Source organism: Salipiger bermudensis HTCC2601 (assembly GCF_000153725.1).
Classification (GTDB): Bacteria; Pseudomonadota; Alphaproteobacteria; order Rhodobacterales; family Rhodobacteraceae; genus Salipiger; species Salipiger bermudensis.
The window spans coordinates 80,198-95,241 of record NZ_DS022277.1 but is presented as its reverse complement, the minus strand read 5'-3'; the positions used below and the strand labels follow the sequence as shown (position 1 = coordinate 95,241).

14 protein-coding genes and 2 pseudogenes are annotated in these 15,044 nt (G+C 64.9%); 5 read left to right on the top strand and 11 right to left on the bottom strand.

Translation table 11 applies throughout. The features are described 5' to 3' along the window. The 4 genes and pseudogenes from dctP to R2601_RS19675 form a co-directional block, all read left to right on the top strand. Window positions 1–582: TRAP transporter substrate-binding protein DctP (dctP, locus tag R2601_RS19690; RefSeq protein WP_007801592.1), on the top strand; the 582-nt coding region annotated here is incomplete at its 5' end. Then, window positions 579–1,154 (top strand): TRAP transporter small permease subunit, encoded by a 576-nt coding sequence (locus tag R2601_RS19685; RefSeq protein WP_050768464.1) that lies wholly within the window; start codon window positions 579–581, stop codon window positions 1,152–1,154. The genes dctP and R2601_RS19685, both read left to right, overlap by 4 nt. Before the next feature lie 21 nt (window positions 1,155–1,175). Further along, window positions 1,176–2,489 carry a TRAP transporter large permease gene (locus R2601_RS19680; protein ID WP_007801589.1) on the top strand — a complete coding sequence of 438 codons (1,314 nt, stop codon included), beginning with the start codon at window positions 1,176–1,178 and terminating at the stop codon, window positions 2,487–2,489. Between the two features lie 143 nt (window positions 2,490–2,632). Continuing rightward, window positions 2,633–2,868: pseudogene (locus tag R2601_RS19675) on the top strand (transposase domain-containing protein); the annotation flags it as partial. A gap of 28 nt (window positions 2,869–2,896) precedes the next feature. Here R2601_RS19675 and R2601_RS27760 read toward each other — a convergent pair. The 7 genes and pseudogenes from R2601_RS27760 to R2601_RS19645 all read right to left on the bottom strand — a co-directional run. Beyond that, window positions 2,897–3,113 (bottom strand): annotated as a pseudogene (locus R2601_RS27760) (IS110 family transposase); the annotation flags it as partial. 326 nt (window positions 3,114–3,439) lie between these two features. Next, complete coding sequence (locus tag R2601_RS19670; RefSeq protein WP_007801585.1) at window positions 3,440–5,428, bottom strand: alpha/beta hydrolase; 1,989 nt, start codon at window positions 5,426–5,428, stop codon at window positions 3,440–3,442. Window positions 5,429–5,446: 18 nt separating this feature from the next. Then, window positions 5,447–7,375 carry an alpha/beta fold hydrolase gene (locus R2601_RS19665; protein ID WP_007801583.1) on the bottom strand — a complete coding sequence of 643 codons (1,929 nt, stop codon included), beginning with the start codon at window positions 7,373–7,375 and terminating at the stop codon, window positions 5,447–5,449. A gap of 139 nt (window positions 7,376–7,514) precedes the next feature. Further along, the gene (locus R2601_RS19660; protein WP_007801581.1) at window positions 7,515–8,381 is read right to left on the bottom strand and encodes an SH3 domain-containing protein; all 867 of its coding nucleotides are present in this window, start codon (window positions 8,379–8,381) and stop codon (window positions 7,515–7,517) included. 42 nt (window positions 8,382–8,423) lie between these two features. Further along, window positions 8,424–9,023: a lysozyme inhibitor LprI family protein gene (locus R2601_RS19655; protein WP_007801579.1), complete on the bottom strand. Its 600-nt coding sequence runs from the start codon at window positions 9,021–9,023 to the stop codon at window positions 8,424–8,426. Window positions 9,024–9,048: 25 nt separating this feature from the next. Further along, complete coding sequence (locus R2601_RS19650) at window positions 9,049–9,816, bottom strand: CPBP family glutamic-type intramembrane protease (protein WP_007801577.1); 768 nt, start codon at window positions 9,814–9,816, stop codon at window positions 9,049–9,051. 97 nt (window positions 9,817–9,913) lie between these two features. Further along, the gene (locus R2601_RS19645; protein WP_110740120.1) at window positions 9,914–10,909 is read right to left on the bottom strand and encodes an AraC family transcriptional regulator; all 996 of its coding nucleotides are present in this window, start codon (window positions 10,907–10,909) and stop codon (window positions 9,914–9,916) included. 312 nt (window positions 10,910–11,221) lie between these two features. Here R2601_RS19645 and R2601_RS19640 point away from each other — a divergent pair, with 312 nt between their 5' ends. Further along, on the top strand, window positions 11,222–11,482 hold the full coding sequence (locus R2601_RS19640; protein ID WP_007801573.1) for a hypothetical protein: 261 nt from the start codon (window positions 11,222–11,224) through the stop codon (window positions 11,480–11,482). Between the two features lie 222 nt (window positions 11,483–11,704). On the opposite strand, the gene R2601_RS19635 is transcribed toward R2601_RS19640, so the two are convergent. From R2601_RS19635 to phnC, 4 genes are read right to left on the bottom strand one after another with little or no spacing between them, the layout of a single operon-like run. Further along, window positions 11,705–12,601: an HAD-IIA family hydrolase gene (locus R2601_RS19635; RefSeq protein ID WP_007801572.1), complete on the bottom strand. Its 897-nt coding sequence runs from the start codon at window positions 12,599–12,601 to the stop codon at window positions 11,705–11,707. Between the two features lie 8 nt (window positions 12,602–12,609). After that, the gene (gene phnE, locus R2601_RS19630; RefSeq protein ID WP_007801571.1) at window positions 12,610–13,440 is read right to left on the bottom strand and encodes a phosphonate ABC transporter, permease protein PhnE; all 831 of its coding nucleotides are present in this window, start codon (window positions 13,438–13,440) and stop codon (window positions 12,610–12,612) included. Continuing rightward, a complete protein-coding gene (gene phnE, locus R2601_RS19625; protein WP_007801569.1) occupies window positions 13,437–14,243 on the bottom strand; it encodes a phosphonate ABC transporter, permease protein PhnE in 807 nt (268 codons plus the stop codon). Before phnE (R2601_RS19625) ends, phnE (R2601_RS19630) begins: the two co-directional genes overlap by 4 nt. After that, complete coding sequence (gene phnC / locus R2601_RS19620; RefSeq protein ID WP_007801567.1) at window positions 14,240–15,013, bottom strand: phosphonate ABC transporter ATP-binding protein; 774 nt, start codon at window positions 15,011–15,013, stop codon at window positions 14,240–14,242. The genes phnE (R2601_RS19625) and phnC overlap by 4 nt, the downstream gene beginning before the upstream one ends. Between the last annotated feature and the right edge of the window lie 31 nt (window positions 15,014–15,044).

Here is a 15,044-nt window from a genome sequence, read left to right as displayed (position 1 = left end):
ACCTGTTTGCGACGCCTTGGCCGCCGAAGCGGGCTCTGGGGCAACAAGCCGCTCGACTCGATGGAGGCACTCGACGGGGTGAAGCTGCGCACCTACGACGCCAACGGCACCATCACCTTCGGCAACACCGCCGCGACCCCGGTGCAGCTGAGCTGGGCCGACACCGTGCCGCAGCTTTCCACCGGCGCCATCGACGCGGTGCTGACCTCCGCCGATGGCGGCGCGGCGGCGCAGCTCTGGGAGCAGCAGTCGCATTTCACCGAAGTGAACTATGCGATGCCGCTGCAATTCGTGCATGTGAACCGCGATGTCTACGAGGCGCTGTCCGACGCGCAGAAGGCCTGGGTGACCGAAGCCGCCGCCACCGCAGAGGATTTCGGCTGGGGTCTGCTCGAAGACCGCGTGGCGCAGAACTACACCGAGATGGAAGGCCACGGCATGACCGTCGTCACCGGTGTTGATCCCGCCTATCTGGCGACGCTGAAAGAGGCCGCGCAGTCGGCGCTCGAAGAGTGGAAAGACAAGATGGGCGACGATGCGGACTCGATCCTTGCCGCCTTCGAGGAACTCCGCGCGGAATGAGCGGGATGTCCGACACCCATGACATCGCCGGCCAGACCGGGCCGGCGATGCTCTTTCAGCGTTGCGTCTTTGCCCTGTCGCAGGCCGCCGCCGTGGTGGCGGCGGTGCTGGTGGTGGGGATGGTGCTGCATATCCTGCTGGAGATCGGCTTGCGGCTGGTCGACCGCTCGACCTTCGTGCTCGACGAAATGGTGGGCTATGCCATCGCAGGCGCCACCTTTATGTCGCTCGGCTATGCGTTCGAGCATTGCGCGCTGGTGCGGGTCGGGCTGCTTGTCGACCGGCTCTCTGGCCGGGCGCGCCGGGCGCTGGAAACGCTTTGCGGAGTTGCCACGCTGGCGGTGACGTCGCAGATCGCCTGGGTCATCGCCAAGACCGCGATGCGCAGTTTCGAGCGTGGCCGCACCTCCAGCTCGATCGCGGAAATCCCTCTTTGGATCCCCGAAGCGGTCTGTGCCCTCGGGCTCGGGATTTTCAGTCTTCAGGTCTTTGCCTGGATCCTGCGTCAGATCTTCGACCTGCCCGGTCCTGTCCCGCCGGGCAGCGACGATCCGCTTCAGAACGACCTGTAGAGACAGGCAGAAAGGGAATTCATGGACCCGCTTTTCGCCGGACTGGCGCTGATCGCGATGCTGGTTGTCACGCTTGGGAGTGGCGTGTGGATCTTTGCCGGGCTTTTTCTCGTCTCATTCGCCGGCCTGCATTTCCTCGTGGGTATGCCGTTTACCCGTGTCTTCTCGATCGCGGGCTCGATCACCTATCGAAGCGCCTCCACCTGGGAGCTGGCCGCGGTGCCGCTGTTCATCTGGGTCGCCGAGCTGATCTTTCGCTCCTCGGTCTCGGCGCGTCTATTCACGGGGCTTGCGCCGCTTGTCGACCGCATCCCCGGACGGCTGCTGCACACCAACGTGCTGGGCTGCACGCTCTTCGCAGCCGTCAGCGGCTCGTCGGCGGCAACCACCGCCACCGTGGGCAAGATCACCTCGAAGGAACTGGTATCGCGCGGCTATGACGAACGGCTGGCGGTTGGTTCGCTGGCCGGAGCGGGCAGCCTCGGACTGCTGCTCCCGCCGTCGATTGCGATGATCATCTACGGCATTCTGGCCGAGGTCTCCGTCAGCCGGCTGTTCGCGGCGGGGGTGCTGCCGGGGCTGGTGGTGGCGGGGCTCTATTCCGCCTTCATCATGCTGATGGCGCTGATACGTCCGAGCGTGGCCCCGGCCGGGCACCAGAACTTCACCATGCGCGACTATGCGCGCGCGGCGTTGGACTTGCTGCCGGTGGTAGCGCTGATGGGGATTGTGCTGGGCGCGATCTATTCCGGTATTGCTACGCCCTCGGAGGCGGCAGCGGTGGGGGTCCTGGCGGCCTTCGTGGTGCTGATCCTGCTGGGCGAGCTGAGCTGGGACCTGGTCCGCGCCAGCCTGCTCGGTACGGTGAAAACCAGCACCATGGTCTGCATCATCCTGATCTCTGCCTCGCTGCTCTCCACAACGCTGGGTTACCTGCACCTGCCGCAGGAACTGGGCGCGGCCATCGGGGCGATGAACCTCGATCCGCTGGCGCTGATCATGCTGCTGGCGGTCTTCTACCTGCTGCTGGGGGTCTTCGTGGACGGGGTGGCGATCATCGTCATGACCCTGCCGATGACGCTGCCGCTGGTGACGGCGGCGGGCTACGATCCGGTCTGGTTCGGCGTCTTTCTGGTGCTGATGGTCGAGATCGGGCTGCTGACACCGCCGGTCGGTATCAACCTCTTCGTGTTGCAGGGGCTGACCAACTGGCCACTGGGACGGGTGGCGCGGGCCTCGGTGCCGTTCTTCCTGCTCTTCGGGCTGGCAGTGGTCATCCTCGTGGCCTTCCCGCAGCTCGCGCTCTGGCTGCCAAACCTGCTTTACGGCGGTTGACCCATTGCGCCGGGGCAACGCCCGCTCGTGGCCCCGGCGCGCACTCAAGGCAGCGGATCTTGGCGCCGCACGTCGGCGCGGCCAGCCGTCCTTCAGCCGTCCGATCACATGCTTGCGCAGTGCATCAAGTCGGATGAGTTTCCGGCGTCGCGCTCCGCCGCTGGCCCTCCTTCACGCTCATCGCCGGAGCCTGCGCCGGGGCGAGACCCTTGCGGAAGCCATGACGATCATCCAAGGCGCGAAACTCAGCGGCGATGATCCCGAAGCCTACCTGGCAGACATCCCGGCCCGCATCGTCGACCACAAGATCAACCGCCTCGACGAACGGCTGCCGTGGAACTGGGTGTCGCAATCCAAAGAGGCCAAGGCCGTCGCTTGAGCTGCGGTCCTTCCCGGCCGGTTACGTCTCATACGGCGTGCGGCTTGTAGGGCTCGTCTCTGGTCAATACAGCCCACATGATCCGGGCCGTCTTGTTCGCCATGGCGACAGTCGCAAGCCGCGCTGGCGTTCTCTGCAAAAGCTTCGTCAGCCTGGGGTCGGCGCACTCGGGAGGGGGGCGCAACTTGCCGGATGCGCGATGTCATACCGACAACGATTAGCTGGTGTAGGTATCGGTCACCCATTCACGACCCGGTCCTTCAACACAGCCCTGTCCGAGAGCTCGACGATGACGACGGGGTCAGCGCGCCCGCCGCCGGATGCTGCCTGAACGCGGACGTCTCGTTCGCCGCCGGCGATGATGTGATCGTCGTCGCCCTAAGCCCGGTCGTTTCCCGATCCACCTTCCATCAAATCGGTGCAGGCGCCGCTGAACAGCCGGTCGGCGGCCCGGGCGCCGCACAGGGGGGCGTCGCAGGAACCGCAAAAGCATCATCGCGACAATCTGTCGGCGATCGTGAAGTCGCGTGGCCGGGAGGCGGAAGCACGCCCCAGGCCCCCGCCGTTCTCATCAATAAGGCAGAGGGTGCATCGTCCCGTCCGGCAGCATGACCGGAAGGCGCAGGTCCTCGACGCAGGAGGTATCAAGCGCGCCCTCCGGGTCCTCGATGAAGGCAGCGGTGATGTCCTTGGCGCACTGGCTGAAGCGGATCGTGCCGTGGCCGGATTCCGGCACCATGACCACCTGCGCGTCGCTGTAGTCCTGCACGGCAAGCTCGCCCCAAACTCCGGCGGTTTGCGTGTCCAGTTCTCCGTTCATCGACAGAACGGGACGGTCGCTTGATCCGACGGAGGTCCAGTCCTCGCGCGGGTGTTTTTCGAACAGGGGACACGCCGTCTCGAAACTCGCCACCATGTCGACGATCGCCTCCTGCATGAGAGGCCCCCATGCGCCGTCTTCGGCGATCAGCCGGCTGAACTTCTCGCTCGAATTCCAGCCGTCGGCGAAATCCTCCTGACAGGCGTAGAGATAGAGTTGCAGCGCGCCCTCAACGTCCTGCACCGTGGCCTCGTTGTCGTCACGGATCAGCTCGAAAACCCGAGTGACCTCTGCCGCGTCAAGCTGGTGGGCCAGCCCCGACAGGGCCTCGGCGGTCTCGCCCGTCATGTGGGTTTCGATCAGCGTGACCAGCCTCGCGGCCGATGGCTCTTCAAAGCGCAGGTCGAGGTAGTCGCGCCCCACAGCGAGGCGCGCCGCCTGATCAGGCAGGGCGCGGATCGCAGCGGCGAGGCGGTCATCGAAGATCTCGGCCAGCGTGGTGTCGCGTGCGTCGGCGTCGAGAGAGCCTTCAAGCTCCTGCGCGGCCCGATCGACCGTGCTTTCCGCGATCTCGATATGCTCGGCGGCGGACAGCATCGCCTCCACCCGGGCCATCTCTGCGTTGGACAAACCGGCGGCCAGAGCTGCGGCACGGGCGGCCTCGGCGCTATATGTGGCAGGCTCCGGCGGCAGCGCCCCGGACAGGATCTGGTCGATGATCGTTGTGTCGCCCTGTTCCAGCTGCGTGACCATCAGCGGAATGTAGGGGGTGATGGCCTTGTAGCTGCCCGTGACGTCCACCCGCTGGTCGATCACGCCCCAAAGCGTTCCGGGGTCGATCTGCCCATTCGGTCCGTCGACCGGCGCCTCGCCGAGGGTTTCATACAGCGCGAAGGTGCGGGCGGTAATATCGGGATAGGCTTCGGCACAGACCGGGTCGCGCTCGCATGGTGCGAGGCTTAGCTGGATCGGGGCGGAATGGGATTGCCAGAACATCGAGTAGAGCGGCAGCCAGGGCGGCGCGTTGCCGTCGATCACGGCCGCGCGGATGCCCGGCGGATCCTGCCGCAGGATCTCCATCGTCAGCTTGGTGCCGTAGGAAATGCCGTAGATGTTGTAGCTGTCATAGCCGAGCGCGGACATCACGGCGGGCACGTCCATAGCGTTCTGTTCGGTGTTGATCAGCGAAATGTCGATGCCTTTTGCATCAAGCTCCGCCAGGCATTCCGATATGAAATCCTGCTCCAGCACCGTCATCTCGAGGCCCTGGAGCCGCGCGTCAACCACGTCTCCAAGCTGGTCGCCCAAAGTCGTGTAGCAATCCATCTCGGGGGCGCTGCTGTCCACACCGCGCTCGTCGATGGCGATGATGTCGCGTCGCCCGCGCAGGTGTTCGAAGAAGCCGATGGTTCTGGCGACGCGGCTGACGGTGCCGTCACCGGGGCCGCCGTGCAGATAGATCACCGGGTCGGGCTGCGGCGACAGGGAATGCGCCTTGTAGAGATTGAAGGCGATGTCGATCTTCGGACCATCGGGCGCGCGGTGATCGAAGGGCACTTCGATGGTGCCGCAGATGACGGTCTTGCCGTCGATCTCGGTGGGCGCGACCGGGCGGGCACAGGGCGCCACCGTCACCGGGTAGGCCGGATCGGCGCCTCCGGCTTTCAGCGTGGCAAAGGCCTCGGGATCGGGCTCTGCCGTCAAGGCGGCGATCAGGGCGAAGATCTGCTCTGGCGACATCGGTCTCTCCTTGCGGTCCTACTGCGCCTGCGGCGGCACATGGAAACCGGGCTTCAGGTCGGCGGTGCAGGCTGCGTTCACCGCTGCGGTCGGGGTCTCGACGAAGCCCTCGGCCACGTCCCTGGCGCATTGCGAGAACATGATGACGGCATGTCCGGCCTCGGGGAAGAGCACTGCCTGCCCGTTCGGCAGCGTCCGTACTACATTCTCTGCGGCATCCGGGTTGGTCTGCGTGTCTTTGGTGCCGGACATGGCGAGCACCGGAATGTCGCTTGTCACCGGGTCATGGAACCCCTCGCGCGGGTGCTTGTCGAACAGATCGCAGAAGCCATAGAGCGGCGCGGTCGACTCCCGGACACCGGTATCGATCGACGGAAAGCGGTAGTCGGCTGCCACGGCATTGTAGCCTTCGAGAGAGTTGAAGGGAAAATCCTCCTGGCATGCAATGATGCCGAGCGCGAAGATCATGCGGGCCAACGCCGTCAGCTTCGCCGCATCGACCCGCGCGCGCTGATAGAAGGCCGCGACATCCTCTTCCGTCATCGCTGCGACCATGCCCAGAAGGCGGAGTTGTTCGACATCTGGCATATGCGTGGCGATCAAGGTTTCGATGTCGGCGCGGTCGGGGTCCTGTCCGATGAACAGCGTGTAATCGCGCAGGAAGGCCAGCAGCGCATCTAGGTCAAGCCGCGTGGCGACATCCGACAGCGCCTCGTCCAGCAGCGCTTCGGTGTTGAGCGCGCCGTAGGTGGCAAGGTCATCAGACAGGGTGGAGAGCAGCTTTGCTGCCGCGTCCCCGGCGCTGCGCATCTGTTCGGCTTCCATCAGCGCGACCTCTGCCAGCGTCCTGTCCAGACCTCCGAGGCCAGCGCCGTATTGGCCCATGATCGCAGCAGCACTGCGGTCCGGGTCGAATCCGCCGGTGACGAGCTTTTCAAGGGTCGCGGTCTCGCCCGCCGCCAGTTCGGTGAAGACCTGTGGCAGGTAGGCTGTGAACGGCCCTGCCACGGCGTTGCTGGAATCGATCAGCTCCGACATCATGCCTGCGTCGATTTCCTCGCCGGCGACGGTCAGCTTCGGCTCTTCGGCCAGCCGACGCCCCGCCGCGTGAACCGTTTCCTCAAGATCCGGGTAGGCAGCAGCGCAGGCGTCATCTTCCATGCAGAAATCCACCACCCAGCCGAGCGCCTGATCCATCGGCACGCCATTGGTGTCATAGGCCGGGCTGTCGACACGGCTGATGCTGTCGATCACCACGCTGCGCAGGCCATCGGGCGCGGAGCGCATCAGTTCCTGCGCCAGCTTGGTGCCGTAAGAGATGCCGAAGGCGTTGTAGACCCCGTAGCCAAGCGCATCCATGATCGCGCGCACATCGCGGGCGCTTTGCGTGGTGTTGTAGAGGGACAGATCGACTCCGGTGGCCACGGTCTCGGTCAGGCATTTCGCCATCGGACCATCCGCGGCGAAGACATTCTCCTCGTCCACGTTTGCGAACTTAACGAACTCCTCCGCGAACTCGGTGTAACAGGCGACCGACCGGTCCGAGAGACCGGCCCCGCGCTGGTCGAAGAGGATGATGTCGCGCCGGTCGCGCAGGAAATCGAACAGAGCGGCGTTCATCGGGATGTCCTGGACCGTGTGCCCGCCCGGCCCCCCGTGCAGGTAGATCACCGGATCGGGTGCGGGTGCGGTGGACCGTGACTTCAGGAGGGCGAAAGCCAGCGGGATCGTCTGGCCACCCGTGGCAGCATGATCCTCGGGCACGTCCACGCGGCCGCAGATCACGGTGCTGCCCTCGACCTCCAGCGGACCGAGGGGACGTGGGCAGGCCTCGATCGCAACGGGGTAACGGGTATCGTGCCCGCCGGCCTTCAGCGGGTCGAACGCGGGTTCGGTCGCGGATGACATAAGCGCGATGAGGGTTGCGATGATCTGGTCAGGCGACATGAGGCGACTCCTTCAGCGGAGGGGCTTCCGTTCGGGGACGTGCCCGGTGCTCTCAGCGAGATCACACCGGGCAGCACGGGCAGTGGTCACCCCGTCCCCCGGGTGGGGGATCGGGACGAGGTGCGTGATCCTGCGACGTTCAGAAGAGCACGTATCCGCCGGTTCCGTTGGTCAGGGTCATCGTCAGCGTGCTGCCATTTCCGCTGTTGTTGCGGACCAGCACGGCCGTCCCGCTGGCCCCGTCGGTGCAATGGACCGAGGCGCTTTCGCTGCGCACCGTGCCCGGCGCGTGGCGAAAGAGACCGGTGCAGGTCAGTCCGCTGCCGGAAACGGTCAGGGCATAGGCCCCCTCCTTGTGGCCGAAGATACGCCCGTTCAGCGCACTGCCGCCGTAGATCGTGCCGTTGCCCGAGACGTTCACGTCCGCCGCCGTCGAACCGCCGCCGGAATGATCGGCGTGGTTCCCCTGTTCCCGCATATGCGCCTCGACCGCGTCATGAGCACGGTTGCGCTGCGTGCCCGAGCAGGAGCTGCCTGCCGTGACAACGCGACCCGCCGGATTGTAGAGCACCGTGCAGCCCTGCGCGAAACGCACCTCGATCTCGCCGGTCTGGCGCGCGTAAAGCTCGGGCACGTCCGACTGGCCCGATCCGTTGCCATGGGTCGGTGCGCCGGATTCCTGAAGGAACCGGCCCGCGACCCAGCCCGAGGTGCTGCCGTCCGGCGTTTCGATGTGGCACCAGCGGCCATTGCCTTCGCCCCGGCAGCCAAGGTTGCGGAAGACTGCCCCGTTCGGCGCCAGTGCCACAACGCGGTTCGAGGTGCCGGGACCTGTGCGGATATTGAGGTGATCGTCGGACGCGACGCCGGTTACCTGCCAGTAATCAGGGCCCATCTGGGCTTGTGCGGCACCGGGCAGAACGGCGAAACAGGCCGCAAGGGCGAACGCAGTGCCGGCTATGGCCGCCTTCAGGCGTTGCGGTATCTGGTTGGTGCGAAACTTCATTGACTTATCTCCACAAGGTTCGGCGACGATCACGGCGCCATGTCATCGGATCTGGCACGCGTGTTCTTCGCCGTAGGCGTCACTGACGCTCATGCTGCCGTCGCCCAAAACGAGGCCACCGGCGCTGCGCATGTAATATGTGCCGGGGGTGTCCATCGCGAGTTGCGCACCGACATAGACGCTGTCGCCCTCCTCGACCCGCAGGCCGGGCAGGTCAGTCGCGAAAACGTCCACCGTCAGGGCGCGTGGGCCGCAGGTCAACTCAAACGTCTCGGACGGCGGCTCGAGCATGAATTCAGCCACCAGTTCGGCCTCGCGCTGAAGATACTCCGTCTCGACGCAGGCCCGCAGATCCGACTCCTTCCAGCATTCGTCGCGGCCCGAGATCCAGCCACGCTGCATGGCGCGCAGGGTGTCGGTCGTCTCCTCGGCGCCGACGTCCAGACCTTCGGCCACCTCGACTGCAGCGGCGAAGCGGTCGGCCAGGCGCCGGTCCAAGGCGGCCAGATCTGCATCGTCGCAGATCAGCTTTTCGGCGGAGCTTTCGGCCTTGGCGCAGTCGAAGGCGGGACCGTCCTGCGCCAGTCCCGCAACGGGGCTGAGCGCGAGGCAGGCGAGGAGGGGAATGGAGCGCGGTGTCATCGAATTTCCTTTGCTGCGATTGGGGTCAGCCCGCTTGCATGCCGGCGTAGGCGGCCATGCCGAAGGTCGTCCAGTCGTTGAGGACATGGGCCCCGGTCGAGGTCCAGATGTTGCGGGTGATGATGTAAGGGATGAGCAGAACGATCCGGATCGGAACCAGCGTGACGGCCTGTATCAGGTTCCCCTGATAAGTCGGCAGATGGACCAGTCCGAAGATGATCGCGGCTACCAGCGCGGCGAGGCAGAGCGCCAGATTGCGCGACATCACACGGGTGAGGCCCGCCATGGCCCCGAGAAAGATCAGGATGGTGAAGATCTCTTCGCCCAGAAGCTGAACCGCAGTCCAGAAAAAGAACAGCACCTGGTCCACTCCGGACGCCGTGGCCACCATATCCCCCGCGGGGTTCGAAGCGGGGTGGAACGCGCTGACGAGGATGGTGCCGACGACGATCGTCACGATGTAGTTCAGGATGAAGAACAGCACCATCAGCCCGACCTCGCGCAGGCCAACAGGCCGGAACAGGGCAAAAGGTGCCTTCGCCCCGGCAACGGCAGCGACAGCGACGAGCGGGATGAGGACGAAGAGCAGCGGTGGAATGAACCCGGCGATCCCACTGTGAAACTGCTGCTGTGCGAGGCCCAGAACGACGAATGAGACCGCGACGGCGATCAGCACGATGATCCATCCCGTCTGGCTGAAACCTTCGGGCGCAGGCCTGTAGTAGGGCAGATCGCACTGCTTGCGCTCGAAGAAGAGGAACCCCTCGCTGGCCGGCAGATCATTCGTGGACATGGACGCAACCCTCTTCATCCGCCGACACCTTGACCCGCGCCGGATGACACGGCCATCGGGACATGACGGCGACGTTAGTCCGTCAGGTCCGGCCAGACTATCCGATCTGCGTCGGCCCTATCCGGTTTGCGGGACGTGCCGCGCGGGCCGCGTCCCGGGCCCTGGTCAGGGTGACGGACGGCGCCTCGCCGTATGTGTTGCGATAGGTCTGCGAAAACCGCCCGAGATGCGAAAAGCCGCAGTCGAAGGCGATGGCCGTCACCGACGGCCCGGCGGCGGCAAGGAGCCGCGTCCGCGCGTTCTCAAGACGTATCCCGGTCAGGTGCTCCCATGGCGTCCGCCCAGTTTTCAGCCGGAACGCGTCCTGAAGCCGCCGGGTGCTGACCCCGACCGCATCGGCGATGGTGCGGACCGTCAGGGGATCCCCGACATACGCTGACATGTAGTCCAATGCGCGACGCACGAGGTCGTCCTGCGACCCGTCCAGCGCCGGATCGGCGCCGTCCGACGCCAGCAGGTGGCGCAGATGTTCAAGGACGAGCGCCGCGAACAGGTCCGAAGCAGGTTGATGAACGAGCGTGGGCGCAGGCGATGACAGGTCGGAAAATAGATACCGCATCAGCCCGCGAAATCCTTCGAGTGCCGAGGTCGAGATAGGCACGAGGGGATCTGTCGCCACGCCAGGGAAAACCTTGCCCTGTCCGACCCGTTTCAGGTCGATCTTTGCGACATTGGCCCGGAAATCCCGATTGCCCCTCGGGTCGACCTGCGTCCATCGCTCCGACGGGCCAAGCGCCAGCACGCCACCTTCCGTGATGACCCGCTCCGTCCGGTCCATGCGAACCCGGGTCACGCCCCGTGTCGGAAGCATGATCGTCAGGAAGTTGGCGTCGGCCAGGTCGATGTCATGCCCCGAGGAGGCGACGCTGAGCAGGCTGGTTCCGATCAGGGGAAAGGTGGCCGAATTGACCCTGATGTGACGATCCCGACCGCGCGCCATGTTGAAGGCGTCAGGTGCGCTGAACAGCGTGGAGCGGTAATCGCCAAGACCGCTCGCCGTTTCTTCCCAGCGCTTTGCTTCATACGTGAGCATGGAATCGCGGACACCCGACCTATACCTCTGAGACAGCTTAACATTCCGCATGGAATTGTCCTGAGCTGAATCCGCGGGCGGAGAGTTTTCAGCGTTTCATGCAATCCTGGCGCACGATGCCTGTCGTTGCGGACTGGCGTTTCCTGCTTAGACCCGATTTGATCATGGTTTGAGAAGCTGGTCCGACTGATCAGATTACAGCGTCCCGATTGACCCTTTACGGGTTGCGAGAAAAAGGGCCGAAAGATCCTGACATCGATATCCGGACGTCTCGCGGCATCCTCCTGGCTGCTGCTGTCTGCGATCACCGCCATGGGTCTCACGCTCGGCGAGTTGGGCAATGTGACGGTCAATGTCTCGATGGCCGTCGTGTTCGGTCTGGTCGGAGGTTTTCTGCTCTGGCGAACCCGAGCCACGGCAACTCTGCACCGGACCCATCCTGCGGATCCGGCGGTCGAGACGGTCCTGAGAACGCAATTGATCGCCAATCTGGCAATGGCACTGCTGGGCCTTGTCTTCGCGTCGGCGGCGGCGCTGCGAGTATGGCGCGAAGCTGTGCCCGTGTTCGGATGAGTTTACCTGGGCGTGACGTGAAGCGGCCGGGCACCGCGTGACCGATGCGACCCTTTCCAGCTTGCTCGGTGGTATGGTCTGCTTCGTCAAGATTGACGATAGTGCGCGCGGGACGGCACGCCTGAGAAGCGGGCTGAGTAGTTTGACGTCCGTCATATGCGATGCGCTCGCGGTCCCGCCGTCGCACCGACCAGCACGGGACCGTATGCGCGCGCGATGTGCTCAGGTGCTTTGAATGAGCCAAGCAGGTCGGATCCCGCTCGCTTCAATGAATGGGGCGGGTGAAAGCCCGCGGAACAGGCCGTGCTCCCGGATCAGGATGGTGCCGAGGCCGGCCGCTGCTCCGCCGAGGACATCCGTATGAAGAGTATCACCGACCATTGCGATGCGCGCAGGCTTGATGTCGGGAAGCCGTCGCAGCGCCTCGTCGAATGCGTTGCGGAAAGGCTTGCCAAACATGGGCAGGGTCGCTCCAGTTTTTTCCGCGATGTCTTGCGCGTACCAGCCGGGCTCCAGCGACAGACCGTGATCGCGCGGGGCTACCAGATCCGGATTGGCGACGATGACGGGGCGCGGCTGGAACTGCAGCGCTCGTTCCAGCCGCGCGTTCTCCGCGTCGCTCCACCGTGCGGCCGACAGGAACAGGAAGGCCGCGGCGGTGATCATAAGATCTGGTTGTTCATGGAGATCCACGATGAAATGGCCGACGGGCGCGTCGGAGAGATCGTCGTCTCCCGATGTGATCGCGGCCCAGACACCGTGGACTTTTGGCAGATGCGCGAAGGCCACGTCCCGGCTCGAGACGACCTCATCGAGCGTGAAGTCGAACCCCAGACGATGGTATTTCGCCAGCACGCCCGACCGCGTGTAGCTTGCCGCATTGGTTAGGACGATGAGGCGCTTCCCTGCGGCGCGCAGCTGCGCGATGCGCTCGACCGCGCCGGGGACCGGCGTTTCGCCCCGGTTCAGCACGCCGAACGCATCGAGGATATAGGCGTCGTAGTCGTTCATGGTGTCTTCGAGCGTCCGGCCCATCCGCGACGTCTCGGGGAATTGCGCCTGCGGCAGCGTGGGCCGCAGGCGCTCGTAACGGGCAAAGGCTGCCTCGGTCGTGATCATGGTGCGCCCTACAGGATCTTGCGTCGTAGGAAGGAGGACACCATCTCGCCGAAGATGACCAGCGCAAGGATCGTCAGCAGCACCGTGGCAACCTCGGGCCAGTTGAAGGTGTCGATCGCACCTTGCAGGATCATGCCAATACCGCCTGCGCCGACCAGCCCCAGCACGGTGCTCTCGCGGAGGTTGATGTCCCAACGCAGGATCGACACGGCGAAGAAGGCGGGCATGACCTGCGGCACGATCGCGTAGAGCACGATCTTGAACCGGGACGCACCGCAGGCTTCGAGCGCCTCGACCGGCCTGCGATCGATCTCCTCGATGGCCTCGCCCAGCAGCTTGCCGAGGAAACCGATGGAGCGGAACATGATCGCCACGATGCCCGCCACGATACCGGGGCCGAAGATCGCCACGAAAAGCAGCGCCCAGATGATCGTATTCACGGACCGCGACGACACGAGGATGAAGCGGCCAAGCCACAGGCAGGCGCGATTGGGCGTGGTGTTCTGTGCGGCGATGTAGGCGACGGGCAGAGAGACCACGACCGCGATCATGGTGGCGAGCGTAGCGATGTTCACGGTCTGCCAGATCGCTTCGAGGATGGAGGGCAAGTTGGACGGATCGGGTGGAATCATGCGACCGAAGAGGTCGGCCATCTGCGCGGGGCTGTCCCAGACCCAAGCCCAGATCACGTCGATGCTTCCCAGCGCCCAGGCGACCACGGCGGCGGCGGAAACAAAGCCTGCGTAGCGGATCAGGCGCTGTTTCGGCGTGAAGCGAGACCAGTCGTCCCGATCGCTGAGCGCTTCGGAGAGGGGTTGCGTTTGTGAAAGAGTGTTCATGTGATGCGCTTTCGGATGACGCCGCTGACGGCCTCGGAGACGAGGATCACGCCGACGATGACCATGGTGATGGCAAGGGCGAAGTCGTAGTCGTAGCGGCCGAACGCATTGGCCAGCGTCGCGCCGATGCCCCCCGCGCCGACGATGCCGACCACGGCCGAGGCCCGCAGATTGCTGTCGAGCTGGTAAATCCCGAGACCCACGAGGCGCGGCATGACCTGCGGCAGCACGGCGTAGACCTGGGTCGTGAGAAACCCGGCTCCGGCGGAGCGCATGGCCTCCACCTGTCCGAAGTCGATCTCCTCGATGCGTTCGGCCAGCAGCTTGGCGACGAACCCCACGGAATAGACGACCAGCGTCAGAGCGCCCGCGAAGGGGCCAAAGCCCACCGCCTTGACGAAGATGATGGCGACGATGACCGGGTGGAAGCTGCGGGCAATGATGACGATCGCGCGACCCAGCAGATAAATGGGTTTGGGCGCGATGTTGCCCGCGGCCATGAAGGCAAGCGGGACGGAAAGGATGATCCCACCCATGGTGGCGATGATCGCAATTTTCAGGCTTTCCATGAAACCGTCAAAGAGCAGGCCCGCGCGGTCGAAGCTGGGCGGAAAGGCCCCGCTGAAGATGCGCTGTGCCCGGCTGAGCCCGTCGGAGACGCGGTCCCAGTCGATGGGCAGCGTGGCGAGGGTGAAGACGATGTAGACAAGCGCTCCGAGATAGAGCGCGTAGCGCAGCAAGGGGTTGGCGATGAAGGGCGGTTTGCGCCAGCTGTCTGGACGGGTATCGGACGTCGCGCTCATGCGGCGGCCCCCGCCTCGGCGCGGTCCTGTGCGGGAACGCCCGCGTAGATCTGGTCCATCTCTGCGCGTGTCAGCGCGGCTGGCTTGTCGTCAAAGATAATCCGGCCATAGCGCATGCCGACGATGCGGTCGGAGAACTCCTTGGCCTCGGTCACATTGTGGATGTTGATGATGACGGGCAGGTTCAGCTCGTTTGCAAGGTCGCGCAGGAGCGACATGATCTGCTCCGAGGTCTTGGGGTCGAGCGAGGCGGTGGGCTCATCGGCCAGCAGGATTTCGGGTCGCTGCATCAGCGCGCGGACCACGCCGACGCGCTGGCGCTCGCCGCCCGAGAGTTCGTCGGCGCGCTTGTCGGCGTAATGGGCGATGCCCACACGCTCCATCAGCTCGAAGGCGCGGCGAATGTCGTCCTTGGGGTAGCGGCGGGTCAGCGCGGCCCATGTCGAGATGTAGCCCAGGCGCCCGGCCTGCACGTTCTCCATCACGGTCAGCCGGTCGATGAGGTTGAAGCTCTGGAAGACCATGCCGATGCGGCGGCGCGCGGTGCGCAGCTCGCGGCGGGACAGGTTGGTGAATTCGGTGCCATTGAGCACGACGGAGCCGGAGGTCGGTTCCACAAGGCGATTGATGCAGCGCAACAGTGTCGACTTGCCCGCGCCGGAGGAGCCGATCACGGAGGTGAGCTGTTCGCCCTCGACCGTCAGGTTGAGCTCTTTCAGCACCGGATCGCCGGTGCCGTAGCGCTTGGTCAGGTTGGTGATCTTGAGCATGGGGGCCTCTTGAGAATGGCGCGGCCAGCGC

Excerpts from the sequence above, each read along its gene's own strand:
- R2601_RS19685 (WP_050768464.1), top strand. The coding sequence starts at position 579 with ATGAGCGGGATGTCCGACACCCATGACATCGCCGGCCAGACCGGGCCG.
- R2601_RS19680 (WP_007801589.1), top strand. The coding sequence starts at position 1,176 with ATGGACCCGCTTTTCGCCGGACTGGCGCTGATCGCGATGCTGGTTGTC.
- R2601_RS19670 (WP_007801585.1), bottom strand. The coding sequence starts at position 5,428 with ATGTCGCCAGAGCAGATCTTCGCCCTGATCGCCGCCTTGACGGCAGAG.
- R2601_RS19665 (WP_007801583.1), bottom strand. The coding sequence starts at position 7,375 with ATGTCGCCTGACCAGATCATCGCAACCCTCATCGCGCTTATGTCATCC.
- R2601_RS19660 (WP_007801581.1), bottom strand. The coding sequence starts at position 8,381 with ATGAAGTTTCGCACCAACCAGATACCGCAACGCCTGAAGGCGGCCATA.
- R2601_RS19655 (WP_007801579.1), bottom strand. The coding sequence starts at position 9,023 with ATGACACCGCGCTCCATTCCCCTCCTCGCCTGCCTCGCGCTCAGCCCC.
- R2601_RS19650 (WP_007801577.1), bottom strand. The coding sequence starts at position 9,816 with ATGTCCACGAATGATCTGCCGGCCAGCGAGGGGTTCCTCTTCTTCGAG.
- R2601_RS19645 (WP_110740120.1), bottom strand. The coding sequence starts at position 10,909 with ATGCTCACGTATGAAGCAAAGCGCTGGGAAGAAACGGCGAGCGGTCTT.
- R2601_RS19640 (WP_007801573.1), top strand. The coding sequence starts at position 11,222 with ATGGGTCTCACGCTCGGCGAGTTGGGCAATGTGACGGTCAATGTCTCG.
- R2601_RS19635 (WP_007801572.1), bottom strand. The coding sequence starts at position 12,601 with ATGATCACGACCGAGGCAGCCTTTGCCCGTTACGAGCGCCTGCGGCCC.
- phnE (WP_007801571.1), bottom strand. The coding sequence starts at position 13,440 with ATGAACACTCTTTCACAAACGCAACCCCTCTCCGAAGCGCTCAGCGAT.
- phnE (WP_007801569.1), bottom strand. The coding sequence starts at position 14,243 with ATGAGCGCGACGTCCGATACCCGTCCAGACAGCTGGCGCAAACCGCCC.
- phnC (WP_007801567.1), bottom strand. The coding sequence starts at position 15,013 with ATGCTCAAGATCACCAACCTGACCAAGCGCTACGGCACCGGCGATCCG.